Source organism: Paenibacillus sp. NPDC093718 (assembly GCF_050279985.1).
In the GTDB taxonomy this organism is placed as follows: Bacteria; Bacillota; Bacilli; order Paenibacillales; family Paenibacillaceae; genus Paenibacillus_AQ.
In genome coordinates, this window is the sequence record NZ_JBNNUS010000007.1 from 321,966 (window position 1) to 339,534 (window position 17,569).

Annotated in this window: 16 protein-coding genes and 3 pseudogenes; 2 read left to right on the plus strand and 17 right to left on the minus strand. The window is 45.5% G+C overall.

Going from position 1 to position 17,569, the window contains the following annotated elements; genetic code table 11:
• Positions 1 to 319: 319 nt before the first annotated feature.
• From ACQKPA_RS22155 to ACQKPA_RS22185, 7 genes are all read right to left on the minus strand, one after another.
• Positions 320 to 1,792: a DUF4179 domain-containing protein gene (locus tag ACQKPA_RS22155; RefSeq protein ID WP_427494671.1), complete on the minus strand. Its 1,473-nt coding sequence runs from the start codon at positions 1,790 to 1,792 to the stop codon at positions 320 to 322.
• The gene (locus ACQKPA_RS22160; protein ID WP_427494672.1) at positions 1,779 to 2,306 is read right to left on the minus strand and encodes a sigma-70 family RNA polymerase sigma factor; all 528 of its coding nucleotides are present in this window, start codon (positions 2,304 to 2,306) and stop codon (positions 1,779 to 1,781) included. Before ACQKPA_RS22160 ends, ACQKPA_RS22155 begins: the two co-directional genes overlap by 14 nt.
• Before the next feature lie 254 nt (positions 2,307 to 2,560).
• Positions 2,561 to 3,121, minus strand: a complete 561-nt coding sequence (locus tag ACQKPA_RS22165) for a hypothetical protein (protein WP_427494673.1) — start codon at positions 3,119 to 3,121, stop codon at positions 2,561 to 2,563.
• A gap of 110 nt (positions 3,122 to 3,231) precedes the next feature.
• Positions 3,232 to 3,525, minus strand: a complete 294-nt coding sequence (locus ACQKPA_RS22170; protein ID WP_427494674.1) for a hypothetical protein — start codon at positions 3,523 to 3,525, stop codon at positions 3,232 to 3,234.
• Between the two features lie 880 nt (positions 3,526 to 4,405).
• Positions 4,406 to 4,630 carry a helix-turn-helix domain-containing protein gene (locus ACQKPA_RS22175; RefSeq protein WP_071220789.1) on the minus strand — a complete coding sequence of 75 codons (225 nt, stop codon included), beginning with the start codon at positions 4,628 to 4,630 and terminating at the stop codon, positions 4,406 to 4,408.
• A gap of 10 nt (positions 4,631 to 4,640) precedes the next feature.
• Positions 4,641 to 5,123 (minus strand): DUF2975 domain-containing protein, encoded by a 483-nt coding sequence (locus ACQKPA_RS22180; RefSeq protein WP_427494675.1) that lies wholly within the window; start codon positions 5,121 to 5,123, stop codon positions 4,641 to 4,643.
• A gap of 240 nt (positions 5,124 to 5,363) precedes the next feature.
• Complete coding sequence (locus tag ACQKPA_RS22185) at positions 5,364 to 6,278, minus strand: arginase family protein (RefSeq protein WP_427494676.1); 915 nt, start codon at positions 6,276 to 6,278, stop codon at positions 5,364 to 5,366.
• 107 nt (positions 6,279 to 6,385) lie between these two features.
• On the opposite strand from ACQKPA_RS22185, the pseudogene ACQKPA_RS22190 reads away from it, so the two are divergent.
• Positions 6,386 to 6,708, plus strand: a pseudogene (locus ACQKPA_RS22190) (winged helix-turn-helix transcriptional regulator).
• A 71-nt stretch (positions 6,709 to 6,779) separates the two neighbouring features.
• Here ACQKPA_RS22190 and ACQKPA_RS22195 read toward each other — a convergent pair.
• From ACQKPA_RS22195 to ACQKPA_RS22230, 8 genes and pseudogenes are all read right to left on the minus strand, one after another.
• Entirely contained in the window at positions 6,780 to 7,256 is a 477-nt protein-coding gene (locus ACQKPA_RS22195) for a GNAT family N-acetyltransferase (protein WP_427494677.1), read from the minus strand.
• 1,138 nt (positions 7,257 to 8,394) lie between these two features.
• Positions 8,395 to 8,835 (minus strand): annotated as a pseudogene (locus ACQKPA_RS22200) (carbohydrate ABC transporter permease); the annotation flags it as partial.
• Positions 8,836 to 8,852: 17 nt separating this feature from the next.
• Positions 8,853 to 9,720: pseudogene (locus tag ACQKPA_RS22205) on the minus strand (carbohydrate ABC transporter permease).
• Positions 9,721 to 9,892: 172 nt separating this feature from the next.
• Entirely contained in the window at positions 9,893 to 10,597 is a 705-nt protein-coding gene (locus tag ACQKPA_RS22210; protein ID WP_427494797.1) for a DUF421 domain-containing protein, read from the minus strand.
• A gap of 51 nt (positions 10,598 to 10,648) precedes the next feature.
• Positions 10,649 to 11,125 carry a YqeG family HAD IIIA-type phosphatase gene (locus ACQKPA_RS22215; protein ID WP_427494678.1) on the minus strand — a complete coding sequence of 159 codons (477 nt, stop codon included), beginning with the start codon at positions 11,123 to 11,125 and terminating at the stop codon, positions 10,649 to 10,651.
• 266 nt (positions 11,126 to 11,391) lie between these two features.
• Positions 11,392 to 12,348, minus strand: coding sequence for a hypothetical protein (locus ACQKPA_RS22220; protein WP_427494679.1), 957 nt, complete (start codon positions 12,346 to 12,348; stop codon positions 11,392 to 11,394).
• A gap of 245 nt (positions 12,349 to 12,593) precedes the next feature.
• A complete protein-coding gene (locus ACQKPA_RS22225; RefSeq protein ID WP_427494680.1) occupies positions 12,594 to 13,901 on the minus strand; it encodes a histidine kinase dimerization/phospho-acceptor domain-containing protein in 1,308 nt (435 codons plus the stop codon).
• 17 nt (positions 13,902 to 13,918) lie between these two features.
• Positions 13,919 to 14,596, minus strand: a complete 678-nt coding sequence (locus ACQKPA_RS22230) for a response regulator transcription factor (RefSeq protein ID WP_427494681.1) — start codon at positions 14,594 to 14,596, stop codon at positions 13,919 to 13,921.
• 269 nt (positions 14,597 to 14,865) lie between these two features.
• Here ACQKPA_RS22230 and ACQKPA_RS22235 point away from each other — a divergent pair, with 269 nt between their 5' ends.
• Complete coding sequence (locus ACQKPA_RS22235; RefSeq protein ID WP_427494682.1) at positions 14,866 to 15,258, plus strand: hypothetical protein; 393 nt, start codon at positions 14,866 to 14,868, stop codon at positions 15,256 to 15,258.
• A 243-nt stretch (positions 15,259 to 15,501) separates the two neighbouring features.
• Here the strand turns inward: ACQKPA_RS22235 and ptsP are convergent, their stop codons facing one another.
• Together ptsP and ACQKPA_RS22245 are read right to left on the minus strand one after the other, a co-directional pair.
• Complete coding sequence (ptsP, locus tag ACQKPA_RS22240) at positions 15,502 to 17,265, minus strand: phosphoenolpyruvate--protein phosphotransferase (RefSeq protein ID WP_427494683.1); 1,764 nt, start codon at positions 17,263 to 17,265, stop codon at positions 15,502 to 15,504.
• Entirely contained in the window at positions 17,265 to 17,531 is a 267-nt protein-coding gene (locus ACQKPA_RS22245) for an HPr family phosphocarrier protein (RefSeq protein ID WP_427494684.1), read from the minus strand. The genes ptsP and ACQKPA_RS22245 overlap by 1 nt, the downstream gene beginning before the upstream one ends.
• Positions 17,532 to 17,569: the final 38 nt, after the last annotated feature.

The following is a 17,569-nucleotide window of genomic DNA, read 5'->3' on the forward strand; positions in this document are numbered from 1 at the left end:
GTACTTATTTGGACGCCCCTCCTCTGTCTGGACAACACCAAGGACCGTTCCGACTTGGAGATGCCTTGAGCTGGCTGGCAGGGCAGTCTGGGCATAGATTGGAGCAAAGCTCGCGCAATCTTCGTCGAATGGGTTGAGTAACTTTAGATTATAATTGGCGACTCATTTAAAAATGGCTGTCGAATTATCTCGACAGCCGCGTGTATTGAGCAACTAACAAGCCACTATTATAATTCTCCGTGTAAAGGAAACTGAGATGCAATCTCTCGTACACTCCCGAGTATTTGATCTTTAACCATCGAACTTTCGTTTATTTCTACTATTCTATTAATACGGACCATTCAGGGTCTATATATCGTTTATCCACCACTTCCCTTACCAGTATAAGTTCCTCCGGAATCTGATCTAATCCCGGAATCCTGAATTCATTAGGCTGCTGCGTGTTACGATCTCCTATACTGATCAAGCCTTCTCTCCAATTATCAGGCAAGGTATTTATGTTTGAGTACGATCCCCTAATATTTACATCATAACGCTTACCTGCTGAATCGTATGCTTTCCATCCCTCATGTCTCATTTCATTTTCCATTTCCCCGTAAATCAAGACAACCGTTTCAGAAGTTCCGTCACCGCTTTGCGATTCCTCCAGCGAAGTCCCAACTAACTCCACAGTATCATTCAATATGTTAAAAGTTTTAGGTTCTGTCAGCTCCGAAGGCTTAAAGGAAACCCTGCTTCCGTCCTCTTCTACAACCGAGTATCCATCCAGGACAAAACGATACGGTTCATGTTCAGGCAGATACTTGAACGTATAACTCCAACGCATTTTCCCGTTTGCGATCACTCTATGATCAGATGTCATCAGACTGTCCATGTATCCCAATTTTCTCGGATTCATCGAATGAATCTCTTCTCCTCTAATGGTTTCAAAATGAAAGCTTAGCATCTGCTTTTCCCATAAATCACCCGGGGATCTTGCCAATGCTTCATCGTCAAGCTCGGTCTCCAATTCGAAACGTACTCCTTGCACCATTCTCGTCAGCCTTTTTAAAGTGATTGTCATACCGTGCGGCGTTGTGTAGCTTCCAGACAGTTCCTTTAATTTGGTCTGCTTGTTTGCTTCTTTCATATCTATATAAAAGCTAAAGTCCCAATTTCCTTCTATTGATGGTTCTTTCCTTTGTCCAAGCGTCCCAATATTCCCTTCTATTGTAACTTTGTCTGTTTGCAAAGGTTCACTAAAGAATGCAACCATATAATAAAAATCATTCGTGCGCCCCATATCGTACATGCTGCCTACTTCGTTTCCTTTATCATCTCTGATCGTAATCTTGTTGGGATCAACAAGGAGCAGCTTGTCGCGATCATGCTTCCCTTTTTTATCAAAAAGCTGCAGAGCCACCGTCACTTGGGTTGGATCCGCAACAGCTTCATCAATCACCAGCGTATAGCCTTTGTCCTTCACTTTAATATGAGGATCATGCACTAGTCCCAATTCCTGCGCTCGCAGGAGTCCAATATCCGAGTTGTCCTTAGCAAATAAAGACCTGATCATTTCAGCAAATGTCGGCACTGTAAAGATTGAAACCGTACCTAGGACAAAAATGAGGGCTATAACTGCTGCTGCCCCTCTCCACCGTTTAAGAGGTTTGCGCTTTTTCATATTTTGCTTACAAAGTGAGGAAAGCGTGCTCTCTACAGCAAGCTGTACATTATCAGGAATGACCAAGTCTTGTGCTTTGGACTGTAATAATTGTTTAAGCTCGCGGTCAACCGGATCATGATAATTCATATTTGGCTTCTCCTTCCCCTAGGACGAGCTCGGATAATTGCTGTCTGGCCCTGAATAAACGTGATTTTACTGTTCCTTCGGAAACTTCAAGCACTTTGGATATTTCCTTGACCGACAAATCTTCTAGATAAAAAAGCGTTACGATGGTTTGAAGCTGATCATCCAGTTTGTCAATCACCTCAAACATCTCGATTTGTTCATAATTCCCCTTATATGATGACTTTCTCATATCATAAGGGACGGGGTACACTCGTTTCTTTTTCTTAATAATCCGATTACACTCGTTGATCAAAATTCGGATGATCCATGTTTTAAAATAAGCAGGCTTTTTCAGTGTATGTACATTAGAAAAAGCTTTGGCAATGGTCTCCTGCATAGCATCTGCACAATCTTCATCGTTTTTAACGATGGATCTAGCGATAACAAATAGGCTTTGTTGAACAGCTTTTATTAAGTACACGAAAGCTTCCTTATCCCCTTGTCTTGCTAGCTCTGCTTTTTCTGGTAAATCCACGCATAGTCACCCTTCCTCTCAAGTCCCTCTTTTAATTAGATCATCGAAGACTTGATCTGGTTCACAAAAAAGCACGGCCTGTTGAAGGCCGTGCTTAACAAAGGCGGCAGTATTCTATAAGTCGCTTTCAGATATAAGTATCCGTTGTCTTTGCAAGCTTCTAACCTTAAAAGGCAGCCGATCAGACTGGTCGGCTGCCTTCAACGCATTATTCAGCTATCGTTCCAGCTCGCTTAGGATAGCTTGGCAATAGATTAGATTTGTTCCTTTTCCTTCATCCATTCTTTGTATTCCGGTAAAGTATATTCATCAGTTTTTACGACGGCCCAATGATTGTTCTTATGTTCTAAGAAGAGCTTGATTAAATGCTCTCCTCCAAACTCATCAAAATCATCTCTTAAATAAACTATACTTGCATGAATGAGAACTTCCACTTCATGGTCACTTATCGTTTTCACTTTTATTCGATCATAATCTTCAATATTATAATTGGCATCCAACAAATGAACATGTTGATTTAAGGATTCAACCTCATTTTTCTCTATATTGATTCCAAGTTTGTGGTCAACATCCTCTTTAAGGTCCGGGTAATGGTCCCATAAAATATTGATATCCTTGTTAACCACGGCTTGCGTTCTATAATACATATACTCTCTGACTGGCGTTATATATTTCACCCAATCCGATGGTTCTGGCTCTACAAAACCTTCTAGATCTGATTCAGCAGTAAGGTTCTTTGTTGAGGTCGTATTTTGCTGACACCCGATTAAAGATACGAATAGTACAACCATTATAGTTCTTAACAGTAAAATCATCTTTTCCCCCTTCATTATAGGACGATCTTAATTTCCATAAGTAGCAACGTTGAATTATCCTATCGCTCTCCAGATTGTTAGGTGAATATCATTACACGTTGATGCACTCGTTAAGTATAGTTTGGAAATCGCTCGCACAGAAACACAGTCAACGCTTCCTGCCAGATTATATTCCAGCTCATATATTCCTTTAAAATAACTGGGGTAAGTACGGTTTCGGAATCTTCGATACGAATGCTCCAAGACGTTGGCTCCTCATGGTTATTATTTTCTCTAACGATTCCATAGGCTACATCTAACTTGTCGATCATCTTGTGAAGAATTTGATCTACTTCGCTGATCCATTGATCATTTTCAGTCTCATTATTTTTCGAATTACTTCCTTTATTGCAATCATCCATCATACGATTACCCTCCTCATGTACACACAATAGATGTCTCTCCAGCCTTTGTTTGCTAAACTATCGTTGCTCTTAGCATAATCCCATGAGTATCTGTTTTGCGTAAGAATTCCAGTCTGCTTCATCTGTATTGATCTCTAGAGTGGGAATAAGGGATTGTTTCGCACACATGCGAAGGTGATCTTGGTCCTCTAAGAACTTCTGACATGCCTCCGTTACCGTGGAGTGATTGTTCATCACATATGATTTCCAAGCGTCGCCACGACTTTCAATATACCTTGACTCCACTGCATCTTGAGACAGTGTTAGAATCACACAATGAGCATTCAGTCTTAATAAGCGTTTTTCTAACACCTCAATCTGAAGAATTTGAAAATGCGGCTCGATGATTTAAATGGAATCTCTCCAAAAGATAGAATATTCCGTTTGATGGTTTCGTATGGCCAAGTGAATCAATCCAATTGTATTGTAGCTCAAGATAATCAACATGACGATTTAACAGCTGAATATGTTCATCCTTGTCCATAGATCTGAGGACGCCTTGGTATGAATGCAAAACTTGCGAATAGTGTTCACTTATTGCAATTATCGATTTTTCAACATTGTGCGCTTGACTCTGTATTCCCTTGATTGCAGAATACAATGATGTTTTTCCAGCAGTTGACAACCCTTCGATAATAACTCCCCGAATCAAAATTCCAGCCCCTCTTCTATGGTTCTCGACAACCATTTTATCACATATTAGGTAGCGCGAGCCTAACTTGCTTCACATTAATCCTAAAGGTCCGTTTATGATTCGATTCTGTTTCACTTCAGACAATTATCAAGATTGCTTATGAAACACAAAAAAATCGCCGAAATGGCGACTTTTTAGATCCCTGCTTTATGATTCTTGCGTGTTCTCGTCACTTTTGTATTCTAAAATATCTCCAGGCTGACATTCCAGCGCTTTGCAAATGGCCTCTAACGTTGAAAGCCTAATGGCTTTGGCCTTTCCGTTTTTCAATATAGACAGATTGGCCATAGTTATTCCAACCCTCTCCGAAAGCTCGGTTACGCTCATTTTTCGTTTAGCCAGCATCACATCAATATTGATAATAATCGCCATAGTTATCACCTCAGACCGTCAAATCATTCTCAGATTTTATATCAATAGCCTCTTTTAAAAGCTTTTGAAGAACAGCAGCAAAAACAGCTATCACCATGGACGCAAAAATCAGGGCCATTCCAATGAGTATAATACCTGGGGCATCGTCTTTCTCCGCTATCAGATAGAAGAGCGGCATGCCTACCACAAACAAGCTGCTAATTATGACTGCACAATTTTTTATATTCTTTAGAACGCGTACGGATAATTCCGAGAAAGCTTTGTTCTTGTCAATATAGCCTAAAAGCTTATACGCCTGATACAAAGCAAAGTAAAACGGTATCGCGGTTGCATACAAATCAATGAAAACAAGATATCTCAAATAAGTATGATCTGGATACAATTCTGCAATAAATTCCGCTATCTCTGGTACCACAAATATGCACAGAGCTAGAACTGGAATTCCAATAAGAATGACAGCAATCCTTAAAAATAATGTGGACCCTCGTTTCATAAAAAGCACCTCACTTCATGATTATGAATTTGATTTTAGCAATTTATTTATCGTTTTGCAATAAATAATTAATGTTTATGTTTATATTTATATTGTTATACTGATATCTCCAAAGAAATGCTTTATTTAAACGAAATCAATCTGAATCACTACACTTGCTGCCATCTAAAAAATACACCCTACAGTGCGCGGGTGTATTTTTATGATTATTCAGTTCATTATTCTATAAAAGTTCATGTTTTAGTTATTTAAAATGGGTATTTCTCCAAGGAGTTTCTTCAGGTTGATGGAGTCCCACGGCAAATGCTCAGTTATACCTAACCCAACGACATCGGTTTCTTCTGATAATTCTTTAATCAAGCTCAGTAGTTGAGGCAATTGCATGGTTCCCTTAGGAGATAAATTAAAGGGTTCTTCCGGGTTGGCGAATAATACCGAACGAAAAGCCTTTGGATCAAGCACGTCTAAATCAAGGTGAATAGCCAGGTGCTTAATGCCGCTTTCTTTGATCCATTCTTTAATAGATTCAGTGCTGCTCGCTAACTCCTTCGTTCCGGCCGTTCGAATACCAAGCCTTTGAATCATTACCGTGTCCGGTTCTGTAGGTGCAACACCTAATCTTTGAAACGCTTCAGAAATTACAGCAACTTCTTCTTCGGTAGGAGCCGCTAATCCCGCAATAAAGACATTTCCAGGTTTTAGCGGGGTTTTTACATGTTTTGCGAACTCCTCATCTCCTTCTCCCAAAAGATTCCCGAGAGGTAATGCGTGCCCGTTATCATAGCCGACATAATTGACCAAATCAGAGTGAGCATCAATCCATACCAAACCTAATTCCCCACCGTACCGTTCGTTTAAATAGGCAAATGGAGCTTGTTCAACTAGGCAATCGCCACCAAACATGATAACCCGATCCGGCTGATGAGCCTCAATAAGATGATGAGCAGCCTTTAGCTGTTCAAGCAGCTGTTGTCTTCCATTCATACCGTTCTCGTTTTCGAGCGGAGTTCCATCATAAGCTTGAACAGGTACATGAATAAGGGGCTGATCATTGTTCGGAGCTAGCCAAGCAAGCAACTCGGCTCCAAAAGAGTAGTTCGGGTTATTTCCTCCTTGCCATTGTGGCATTAACAGGCGTATTGTTTTTTTAGTCATTTGTTTCTCTCCTTTACATCAAAGTAAGGTTAGTATAGACTGAGCACAAATAAAAAAGTAGTACGCACATTTATGATAGGTACTACCCGAAAGGATAGTGTTACAGTATGAGTATGGAGGAATTTAAAGGTAAAGTTAAGAATGTCCAAGACACACCTTTTGGTTATACCATTTCGATTATTGGTGGTAAATGGAAAATGGTGATTATGTACCTCTTGGCGGAAAACCAACCGGTTCGCTTTAATGATCTGAAAAGACAGATAGGAGCGATCACTTACAAAACAAACTGGAAGCGGACGGTCTGGTGACACGCAAAGAATATCCTCAAGTTCCGCCAAAAGTCGAGTACAGTCTTACAGATAAAGCGGAAACTCTGTTACCCATTTTGGAACAATTATGTGAGTGGGGAGTAAAGAACCAGCAACATTGAGCCCTATTTTCTAGTTGCAAAAAAGCCGCATAACATGCGGCTTTCAAAGGTTGATCCATTGAAGCAGTGAATCAGAGTCGTAAAACGGTTATTAGCTCGTCGTTTTCGATTTCGCCGTTGTCACGGAAGCCGTAGCTTTCATAAAGCTTTTTGGCGGCTACGTTATCAGCCTTATAAGAAATCCAGCAGAATTGTGCTGGCCCTGCCGGAAAGGTACGGATGAATTCCAGGATTTTTTTCATGGCTTCCCGACCATAGCCTCTGTTCTGGTATTGCTTGTCAATCATCAACCGCAGAATGCAATAGCTGTCGTCTGCGATTGTCGGGAGATCGTATCCGGTGATTCTATAAGTAATCATAACAAAACCAATCGGCTGCTCATCCGCGTAGATGGCAAATGGAAATGGCTGCCCCCCATTGGTTGCAAGGACATAACACGAAGCCACGCTCGACAAATTGGACGCTACGAAGCGCCTTTGATCTTCTGAGACCTCCAGATTAAATATGGCACGTCGGTTTTCTAACGTGATTTTTCTAAGTGTAATCATGCAAGGTTTCTCCCTTCATTATCACGGGTTGATCGTTTTTGCGCCGCGGTCGCTTATATAACATACAATTTATCCAAAAAAAGTAATAGACTTATATTGAAATTTTTTATAGACTATTATGTATCCATGCCTTTTTTAGGTGAGTATGAATAAACCGGCACATTATTGTGCCGGTTTTATATTTTTGCTCATGTAAACTGCGTTTTAGCATTCCTGCTGCTGGATCATCCAGATGAACGGTATCCCATTTTGATCGTTGCCGCTTATTCATCTGTTCCACTGCTTTCTGCTACTCGTTGGGATTGCCATAAACTTCAATACTGCCGCAAACCATGTTATTTGGGGATTGGGGATGGTAATGACCTGAAAGGTTCTGGAAATGGTAAAGGGCAAGAGATTCGGGGAAAAGCGATACTGCTGACGGGGAATATATAGAGGTAAAGGCTGAAGAAACATTCTAATTTAGTGCCCCCTTAAAGTAGACATAGTTGGAATCCCATAAGGGTCATGCATAGGGGGGCATGAGGAAGAAGCTCTATTAAACCAACACCGTATGGACCGTGGTTCCGCTATTGGTAAGCAAAGGCGCCAAACATAAGGTTAGGCGGACACAGGTTCCGCTATTGCCGGCAAATCACAGCAAAAAACAAGGGAAATCCGAGAATAACGGATTCTGTGTCCGCTAAGCCTTGAATTTGGCACAATTGTTGGGAAATAGCGGATCTCATGTCCGCACACATTAGGTGCACTCCGCATACTGTAGTGCACACCGACACATCAGTGCACACCACATACAGCTGTGCACACCGACAAATCAGAGCACGCCACATTCAGCCGTGCACAGCATCACACTGCCCATCAATTATACGACGCTTACATTATTGAATTTGAAATTGTCATTTCCAGCTCCTTCGGGTAAATGTCCGGTAATACAAATAGCTCCGCACTTATCCATTCTGTCCGCTTAGCCATTGTATTAGCGGAGAGGCTTTTGAAATTATAGAATCTGGATCATGCGTCGGTTCAAATTGCGGAAAGAAGTCAGGAAACATGGCAAGGTATTCCCTTACACACCATCGAACCGTCCAATTGATATCCGTTGACAATGGAATCCACTTGGACCCTTCGTTTTTCCTTGATAGTTGGGTACCAGCGTGACTTGGAACGGCATGAGCATCGTCATGACATATACCAAAAACATCGAATCCCGGCCGCGAAATCTCAGCTTGGAGAATGCATAAGCAGCCAGTGCTGCTACGAGTGTCTGACCCACTATGGTCGGCACCACCATGAACACGGAGTTCCAGAACATCGTCAGATACTTCGGGTTATCGATGAACACTTTCCCATACTGGGCAAAAGACACCTTGTCCGGAATCAGTTTCAGGTTTGCGAAAGAGCCCTCTCTACCTGGAATCACTTCATTCATTTGACCGATGAGACCGTAATTGATCTGGATCTCCAGTTCTGTCATCAATGAATTTGTGAATGTAATCACAATTGGTGATATTAAGATCAACGCAGTAACACCTAGAACGAATGTTAATACACTCTTTTTCAATATATAAACGACTCTCACAGACTTCGCTCCACCTCCTATTCCATGTACTGCCGATGTCGGCGCTCGATGGCAAACAGCACCAGGACGATCATCAGAATACAGGCAAACATCAAGGATGCCGCTGCGGTCAGCTTCTGAATGTCGAGTAAAATGAACATATTATTCATATAGTGCTGCATCATATAAATACTGTCATGGGGATAATTTCCTGCGATCAGATACGTTTCCCGGAACACTTTGAATGAGTTGATAATGGACATAATCACAACAAAGAACATGGAAGAAGTCAGATAGACCAGCGTAACACTTCGAAATTGCCGCACGCGACCAGCGCCTTCGATCCGGGCCGTTTCGTAGTAATCCTTCGGAATTTGCTGCAGTCCCGCCAAGAATAAAATGACGTTGTAACCGATGTTCTTCCATAGATACACCATGATCACGACCGAACGTGCCGATTCCGTCTTCATCCAGTCCACGCGCCCATATCCAAAGCTGTTCAGCCAGGCATTCAGGGAGCCGTTCCAATCAAATAGCATCTGCCAGATCATGATGATGGAGGCGACGGGCACAACAAGCGGCATGACATAAGCGGTCCGAAGCCATTTTTGAAAATATGTATTTTTTATGGAGCAGCATCGATAACCCGAGTGACAGCATGACCATAAGCGGAACACTGACCGCGCTGAAGTAAAACGTGTTAGATGCCGCCTTGCGGAAGGAAGCACTCCCCAGCAGCTCCACGTAATTATCGAGACCCACAAAGTGGCCGTCTACCGATTGGCTCATAAAGGAATAGTACACGCCCATGGCAAATGGAATAAGGTAAAAGAGTGCAAATCCGATAACACTTGGCATGAGAAAGAATATGGCCGCCGAAGTATCCTTACGGAGCCATTTGTTCATGATATTCTTGATCCATCCTTTCACGATTTAGTTTGTCCTTCCATTCTGATCCTTGTTACTCTCCCCGATGCATTTTGTTTAGGGAAGATAACTTAAGAAAAAATATGGGAAATATTAAAAATATCTAAAGTGGTGAACGGACACATAAGAATAGGGGCGTATCGGGGCGCCCCTACTTCTTTGGTTCAGAAAAAACTCGCACGGTTTCGTTCACAACGGTTGCGAGTATTACATCGTGGATATTCGTATGAGCGGGTCCTATTTTTGAATGAAGCCAATCCAAATCCTTGCCCATTTCCTGAAGAAGCGACATATCGACTTTTCCATCTACGATGATCGGCCTTGAGATCGTAAACGGCTTCGTCTCTAATTTCATATCTGCAGGAGTAACCGGTTGATACGGTGTGTCCATAAACACGGATATGGTTCCGCCCGGCTCCCATATGGCAAGGGCTACCTTTTGTATGTCCTCTACTTTTTCTTTTCTTAGTTCTGAAAATAAAAAATCAATAGAGATTCTGGCTTTGGATAAATTATGGAACTGGATGAGCCCATTTTTAACGAGGGTAACGGGTGATGGGTCTAGATATCGCTTGAAGAACGGCCACTTCAGGCTCAACCACGTTGCTGCGATATATAAAACGACTAGAACGATCGTCGTGATCATAGACCCCTTTAATCCCAATTTCTCATCTGAAAGGGGGTGAGCAATAATATTACCGAGCGTTAGAGCTATAATGAAATCGAGGAACCTCAATTGAGAGATGGAACGCTGCCCCATTAATTTCGCTGCAAGAAGCAAGAAAACGAAGCTAACAATAGCTCTTAAGATCCATTCCATGCTTGTCAACGATTCTTTGCTCTCGAAAAAATCCAATCCGTTCACCCCGCAAATCACATCATTATGTTCAATCTGCAGCACGCATGTTTATACTCGGAGCACTTTTACGAATAGTCGTTTGACTACGCCTAAAATCCGAGGTTTCACCCATGAAGTAGATATGAAAATCGTGTACATCCCCAGACGGTTTCCTCCCCATAAATCGGTAATGATGCCGTTTCCAATAACAGCTGTCTCGTTACTGCGGGTTCCGAGTAGATTCAAAGCGGCTAAAAACGCTTTTTTCTTTGGTTTACCGGCTTCGAACAAAGCTGGAATCTCATTGATCTGTCCGTGGCCACGCATCGGAGGTTTGCTGTTAGAGACGATGATCACCTTAATTCCGTATCGGGACTTCATGTTATTCAGCCAATCTTTCATCGAATCTGTTATGGATTCAGCATTTTTCGTCGTTATGGTATTGGTCCAGTCAAGGATGATACCTTTAATACCTGCCTGCTGGAGCGTTTCTCCGTCAATCTCATAAATCGAGCGCGCAATTTTCGATGGTTTAAAAATAGACATACCTATCCTCCTCTACCTTGATATAAGTGACCAATCGTGTAATCGTGTATAGATTGCCTTCATTCTGCTAAAATCATACTATTGAACAATCATTTCACTTGGATGGTCCGTATGTTTAGTTTCGCCTAAACAAAAAAGCCGCGATTTCCGCGACTTCATAAGCATGTTTTGTTTTTTCCTTCCGACAGGCAAGGATGCCCGTAGCCAGAACAACATACTGTCCCGAATCGATATCGCACTAAACATGACGTGTTCCAACGATTGGTCTACAAGGCCCGACGTCGATCATGCAGAACGAACAGAATGATCATAATCATCATTACACCCAAGATGACACCGGCCTCTGTGGTCAGCATTCGCAGCAGCGGGTACTCTGGCGAGAACTGCGAATCGGTACGAATAGCGGAAAAGAGATTATAAGAGAAGAGCATGCCCGACGAAATCCAAGCCAATGCCAACGGGTACAAAAATCGCTGCGGTCCACGTCGGGAAGTTAGCACCAGCAGTCCCCACGCCCCCGCGATGGACCATATTCCGGTACTAAACGTCAGCAGATGCCACCACACATCACGATCGTCCAATCTGGCCGGATCAATGCCGAGGGTGCCTCCAGCAGCCCAGAACACCTTAATGGTACCTAGCAGGATACAGCCGGCTCCAACCAGCCTGGACAAGGTATGCTGCAGTCTCCAAGTATTACCAGGCAACTCGCTATAGTCAATCGATTCACCGAACGCCTCCGGCCACCGTGTCTTCGCATACCCTGCGAAGGCGAGAGGCAGACAAATGCCGATGCCAACAAGCGAGACCATGACAAAGAATTGTTCGTACACCCAAACATCGGCTGCCCCCGCTTCCTGATCCCGATTCATAGCTGCCGGTCCTAGCACCGGTGCCAAGACCAGCATGGGAACGAGCAGACCCGTGCCAACCCATACGGGGATGGCAATCAGCCATGCAGGCAGGCGTTCACCCCACGGCCTGGTGAACGCCATTGCCAGTAGAATTCCGATCGCCGCAAGCACTGCGGTAGCTGCGTTGATCGCACGCCAACTAACGTCTCCCATTTGCTCGGTTGGTATGAAGTAACCGAGAGTCCATGCCAATTTAATCAATAAATAAGGCATCACCGCTATGGCAGCACCATAACCACATATTCTACGCATCTTTATCCATCGCGCTGCCTGGAGCTCAGCTGAAACTTTTTTATGCTCAATCTTCATGTTGGTTAACTTACCTCCTTAATTACTCTGCTTTCACTTTACACACCATTCTACCTCCCTTATCGAAAAGCAAAGTGACCTCAAGTTTAAGTTTGGGTTAATTTCGTTTACGAGAAGCTGTAAACTCTCTATCCTGATAGGTAAGTCAACACTCAAAAAAGAAGCTGCGTATAAGTCATTCTGAGCGACTGTACGCAGCTTCTTCCCTGGTCTTCGAAAGAAAACGGATATTAAATTCTAATAACTTAGCTCTTCCAAATATAAAACGCACTTCCGTTTGCGTCCGATTTCATTTCCCATTGCATACCCATCTCCCTGGCCATCATCGATACAATGGATAAACCGATCCCTGCGCCTTTTTCAGGCGACTCGTTGCATAAGCCAGGGCCCTTGTCATTGATAACCAGCATCAGCTGCTTCTCACGATCAATCATATGAATGCCAATGTACCGACCCGCTCCCGCATGGCGTACCACGTTCTGAAACACATTGTCCAGGATCCGGTTAAACCACAATGGATCCACATCCCATAATAACGTCTCATCAGGAAGCTCGACAAGGACATCAAATTCCTTAGCCTCGAAGACTGGATACCACTGAGCCACTCGATTCCGGACTTCTTCTACGATATCAATCGGCTGCATGTGCAGCGGATACTTCCCCGCCGATAACAGCGTGTATGACAGAAGATTATCCATCAGATTACTGATGTCATCCAGCTTATGCTCGATGACAGAAAGTGAAACCTGCCCCTGGGGGGAAGCAGGGTTATTGCGAACGGTATGGACATGCTGCCGGATGACAGTCAACGGGGTTCGAAGATCGTGGGAAATCGTTGAAATGAATTGCTTGCGCAGTTCCTCCTCCTCCCGCTCCCGTCTTTGACTTTCTTTGAGCTCCTTCACCATCCGATTAAACGAGCCTTCGAGTTCTCCGATCTCGTCATCCTTCATAATCGTGACTTCGTCCGGAATTTCTTTCAATCCATTTACGGTCATCGCGGATTGGAGCCTGATCAGTCTTTTGCGAAGCTTAATGAAGAACATCCATGACAGCATAAAGAAGCATACACAGATCATTAGAAACAGAAAGATGAGCGGCAGGTTTCCCGATAGCGACATCTCCGCATCAAGGATATGGGAATCCGGGAGCCGCATCACCATAAAGCCTTGCTTCGGATCGTTTCCGATGAGGGAGGTTAAGACAAGCGTTTCTTGATTACGGTCTTGCGCTCGAATCGAGAGAATATCCTCATAAGTCCATTGCTCAGGTATATCTTCCGAAAGGTCGCTGACTGCATCCGTCCTCCCTGACGGGTCCACCCAAAATATTTCAGCATCCGGATAGTCCTCGTTCAACTCTCCCAGTCTAGAAATAATCCTATCCCTTTCTGCACCGTCCAGGTTGGCTGCCTCCTGCTGCCACATGCGGGTTATCTCTTCCGGACGATATACTGGATGATCGCTGAACATATAACCAGGTAAATAAAACAGGGCTGGAATGATCGGCCATAGCAGTAAGGCGGTCAAAATAAGGATCAGATATTTGCTCATTAACGAGCCGCGGATCCTCATGATCGCACCCGGTATCCTACGCCGCGGATGGTCTCGATAATTTGGGGAGAGCCGGAATCCAGCTCGATCTTCTCTCGCAGATGCCGGATATGCACATTCAACGTCTTGTCTCCGTTCAGATGCGGCTCGCCCCAAACGGCTTCATAAATCTGCTTCTGGGTCAATATGTGATTCAGATGGTCCAGGAAATACATGAATATATGAAACTGCTTACCTGTAAGCACAATCTCTTCCCCGGTTTCGGAATTCCATATGCGGCTTCCTGTTCGGTCGATGATTAGATGCCGGATCAGAAGCTGTTCCGGTTCCGCAGTGACGGAGCGCCTGAGCAGGACTTGAATCCGGGCGGCCAACTCATCCGGATGAAACGGCTTTGTCATATAATCATCGGCAAAAGACAAGCCGGTAAGCTTATCCTCGATTGCGGTTCTGGCCGTAAGCATCAGGATGGGTACAGCGGAATTAATTCGTTTTAGCCGCTGACCGACCGTGAATCCGTCCAGACCGGGAAGCATAATGTCCAAAATGACTAGATCGCAACGTTCCATTGCTGCTTCCACATCATAGCCTGAACTCTTCCATATCACCTCATAGCCTTGACTGATTAAAAACTCCTTGGACCAGGAACCGATTTCCTGATCGTCTTCAATGTACAAAATGGTAAATGTCTTCATCGTATGATGGACTCCTAAAAGTAATATATAGGTAGTCTAGCATATTATGGCTGTTTAGGAGATCGGAAAATCCACCGAAAAAAACTTCACGTAAATCACCAAGCATCGTCATAAGTTCACAACATGGATTTGTTAATGTTATCACCAGCCGGGAAAATCAATGCGGGCACCGGCAATATTCTTACTAGTTGGAGGATGAATCGGACTGGGTCTTATCGACTTCATCAGGCGACAGATTAACACATACATTGGAAAGGAACAGATTGGATATGAAAACAATCGATATCGTAAAAGAAAACCTGCTTTTCATTCTCGGTCTGGGCGCTTTAGCGCTTGTCAGACCCATCATGAAGATGACCGGGATCATGGACCTGATCGGCCAAGCATTCGGCAGCATTCTGATGACGGTTCTCATCTCTTTGGCCTGGCTCATGCTCGTTCTATTCAAAAGAACGGCTTATCCCGTTGTCATACTTGTTTTTGCGGGTTTGAGTTATGCCTTATTTGCTATCATTACAAGCGGGATTGCCTCTCCCCTTATCGATGGAACATTGCAAGGTCCATTAACGAATCCGCTGGCAATGGTAAGTGTCTTTGCGGTAAATGCGGTTTGGGGCTTAATCGTTGGCGTAATTGCCAATATACTGCGTCGTAAAGGGTAAACACGTGCATTTGAGCTGCTTTGCCACTAGTTTAATTCCCGCTCGGTATATCAAGCGAATATGACTGCGCCCAAATCATAGATTGTCGAGAACCAAAGAAATGGCGGCGCTGGGGAACCCCTGCACCGCCATTTCTTGATTTGCAGCAGCTATTTGACCCAACTAGCGATTTCTCATACGGGTATCCCCCTTCTGAGAAACCCCAACACCTGCAATGTTGGCCAAGTCATGTGAATACGTAATCTATACCACTGCCTGTTTGACGTGATGAAATTCCTCCAGCGCTTGACGAACGGCTTGAGGCGTATCGAGACGAAGTATGCGCCTCGCCAGCTCGCAGCATTCCTGACGATCCAGTATAGCGAGCCTTTCCTTCATCCGGCTGAGACCGCTAGCCTCCATGCTCCATTCGTCGAGCCCGAGTCCGAGTAAGAGCGGTGCCGCCAGCGGATCGCCAGCCATACTGCCGCACATGCCGGTCCATTTACCGGCCGTGTGGGAAGCCTCAATGACCGTGCGGATTAACTGTAGCACCGCTGGATGGAAATAATCGTACAGGTGCGCAACGTGTTCATTCATGCGGTCCGCTGCGACCGTGTACTGCACGAGGTCGTTCGTACCGATGCTGAAGAAATCGACTTCGCTCGCGAATCGTTCCGCCAACACGGCCGTTGAGGGAATCTCAACCATGATGCCAACTTCCATCTTCTCGTCGAACCGGATGCCGTCCTGCCTCAATTCCGCCTGCACTTCCGTCAGGATGGCTCTTGCCTGCCTCCATTCCTGCAGGCCGGAGATCATCGGGAACATCACCTTTACCGTACCGAAGGCGCTGGCCCGCAGCACCGCCCTCAGCTGCGTGCGAAGCAGCTCCTGGCGGACAAGCCCTACCCGTATCGCACGATAGCCCAGGAACGGGTTCGTTTCCTTGGGCAGCTGCAGATACGGAAGCTCCTTATCTCCGCCGATGTCCATCGTGCGGATGATCACGGGGCGGCCCTCCATCATCCGGGCCGCTTCCTGATACGCACGGAACTGCTCCTCCTCGCCCGGCATGGCCGGGGCGTTCATGAACAGGAACTCCGTGCGGAACAGCCCTACGCCGTCCGCGCCCTGCAGGACGGCGGTCTCGGCTTCCGCGGCGCTGCCGATGTTCGCCGCGAGCTCCACGCGCGCGCCGTCGGCGGTCACTGCCGGACGCGCCGCGTACGCCTCGAGCGACTGCCTGCGCTCGAGGTCCTGCAGCATGCGGAGCCGATACTGCTCCGCTTCCGTCTCTTCCGGCCGGGCGACGCACAGCCCGGCTGATCCGTCGAGGACGAGCGTGTCGCCATCCTCAATGCCGTCGACGACCTCCCCAGCGCCGACAATAGCGGCAATCCCGAGCGACCGTGCGAGAATAGCGGTATGTGAGGTCGCTCCTCCGGTGCGCGTGATAAAACCGATCACCAAGTCAGGGTCCAGCTGCACCGTATCCGATGGCGCCAAATCGTCGGCAACCAGAATAACCTGTTCGGTGATACCCGTAAAGCCGCGCGATTGCCCTGGGGACAGACAAGCGAGAAGACGACTGCCGATATCGCGGATGTCCGCGGCGCGCTCCTTCATATAATCGTTGTTCATGCTTTCCAACATGGAAGCGACCTGGCTCACAATTTCGCCAACGGCCTTTGGCGCTGGCTCCAGCTTCTCTCGAACCCGTGCCTCCATCTTCGGATAAAAGGCAGGATCGTCCAGAAGCTTCCGCTGTCCGGCAAGAATACCGGCTTGCTCTTCTCCCACGGCTTCCTTCGCTTTCTCCGTCAGCGCCTCCAATTGCTCCGCACAGCTCGCTTTGGCTTCACGGAGCTTGATAAGCTCGGCATCGATAGCGGCCGGTGTATTGGGAATACCCTTCTCATCGGGGCTGCTGTCGCTGCTGGCCCCCTGCGAAGGCTTGTAGATGTATGCCTTTGCGATCCGGATTCCCTCCGATACGCCGATTCCTTGAATTTGCAGCCTTCTCATCAGGCTTCACCAAACTTGCTTTCGACTAGCTGTACCAGAGCTTCGACTACCTCTTGTTCTCCATCTCCATTAGCTTCGATGGTCACGACAGCCCCTTGTTCAATGCCGAGCGTCATCAGCTCCAGCATGCTTTTGCAATCCGCGGAGCGTCCTTCGCTTTTCAGATGAACCTCTCCTCCAAACTGTCCTGCTTTTTCCGAGAATAGCTGAGCCGGACGGACATGAAAGCCCTGCTCATTCTGTATGGTTACGGTTTGTGCGAACATGTCTTTCCTCCTCATCCTGTAACGGCCTGCCGAGACAA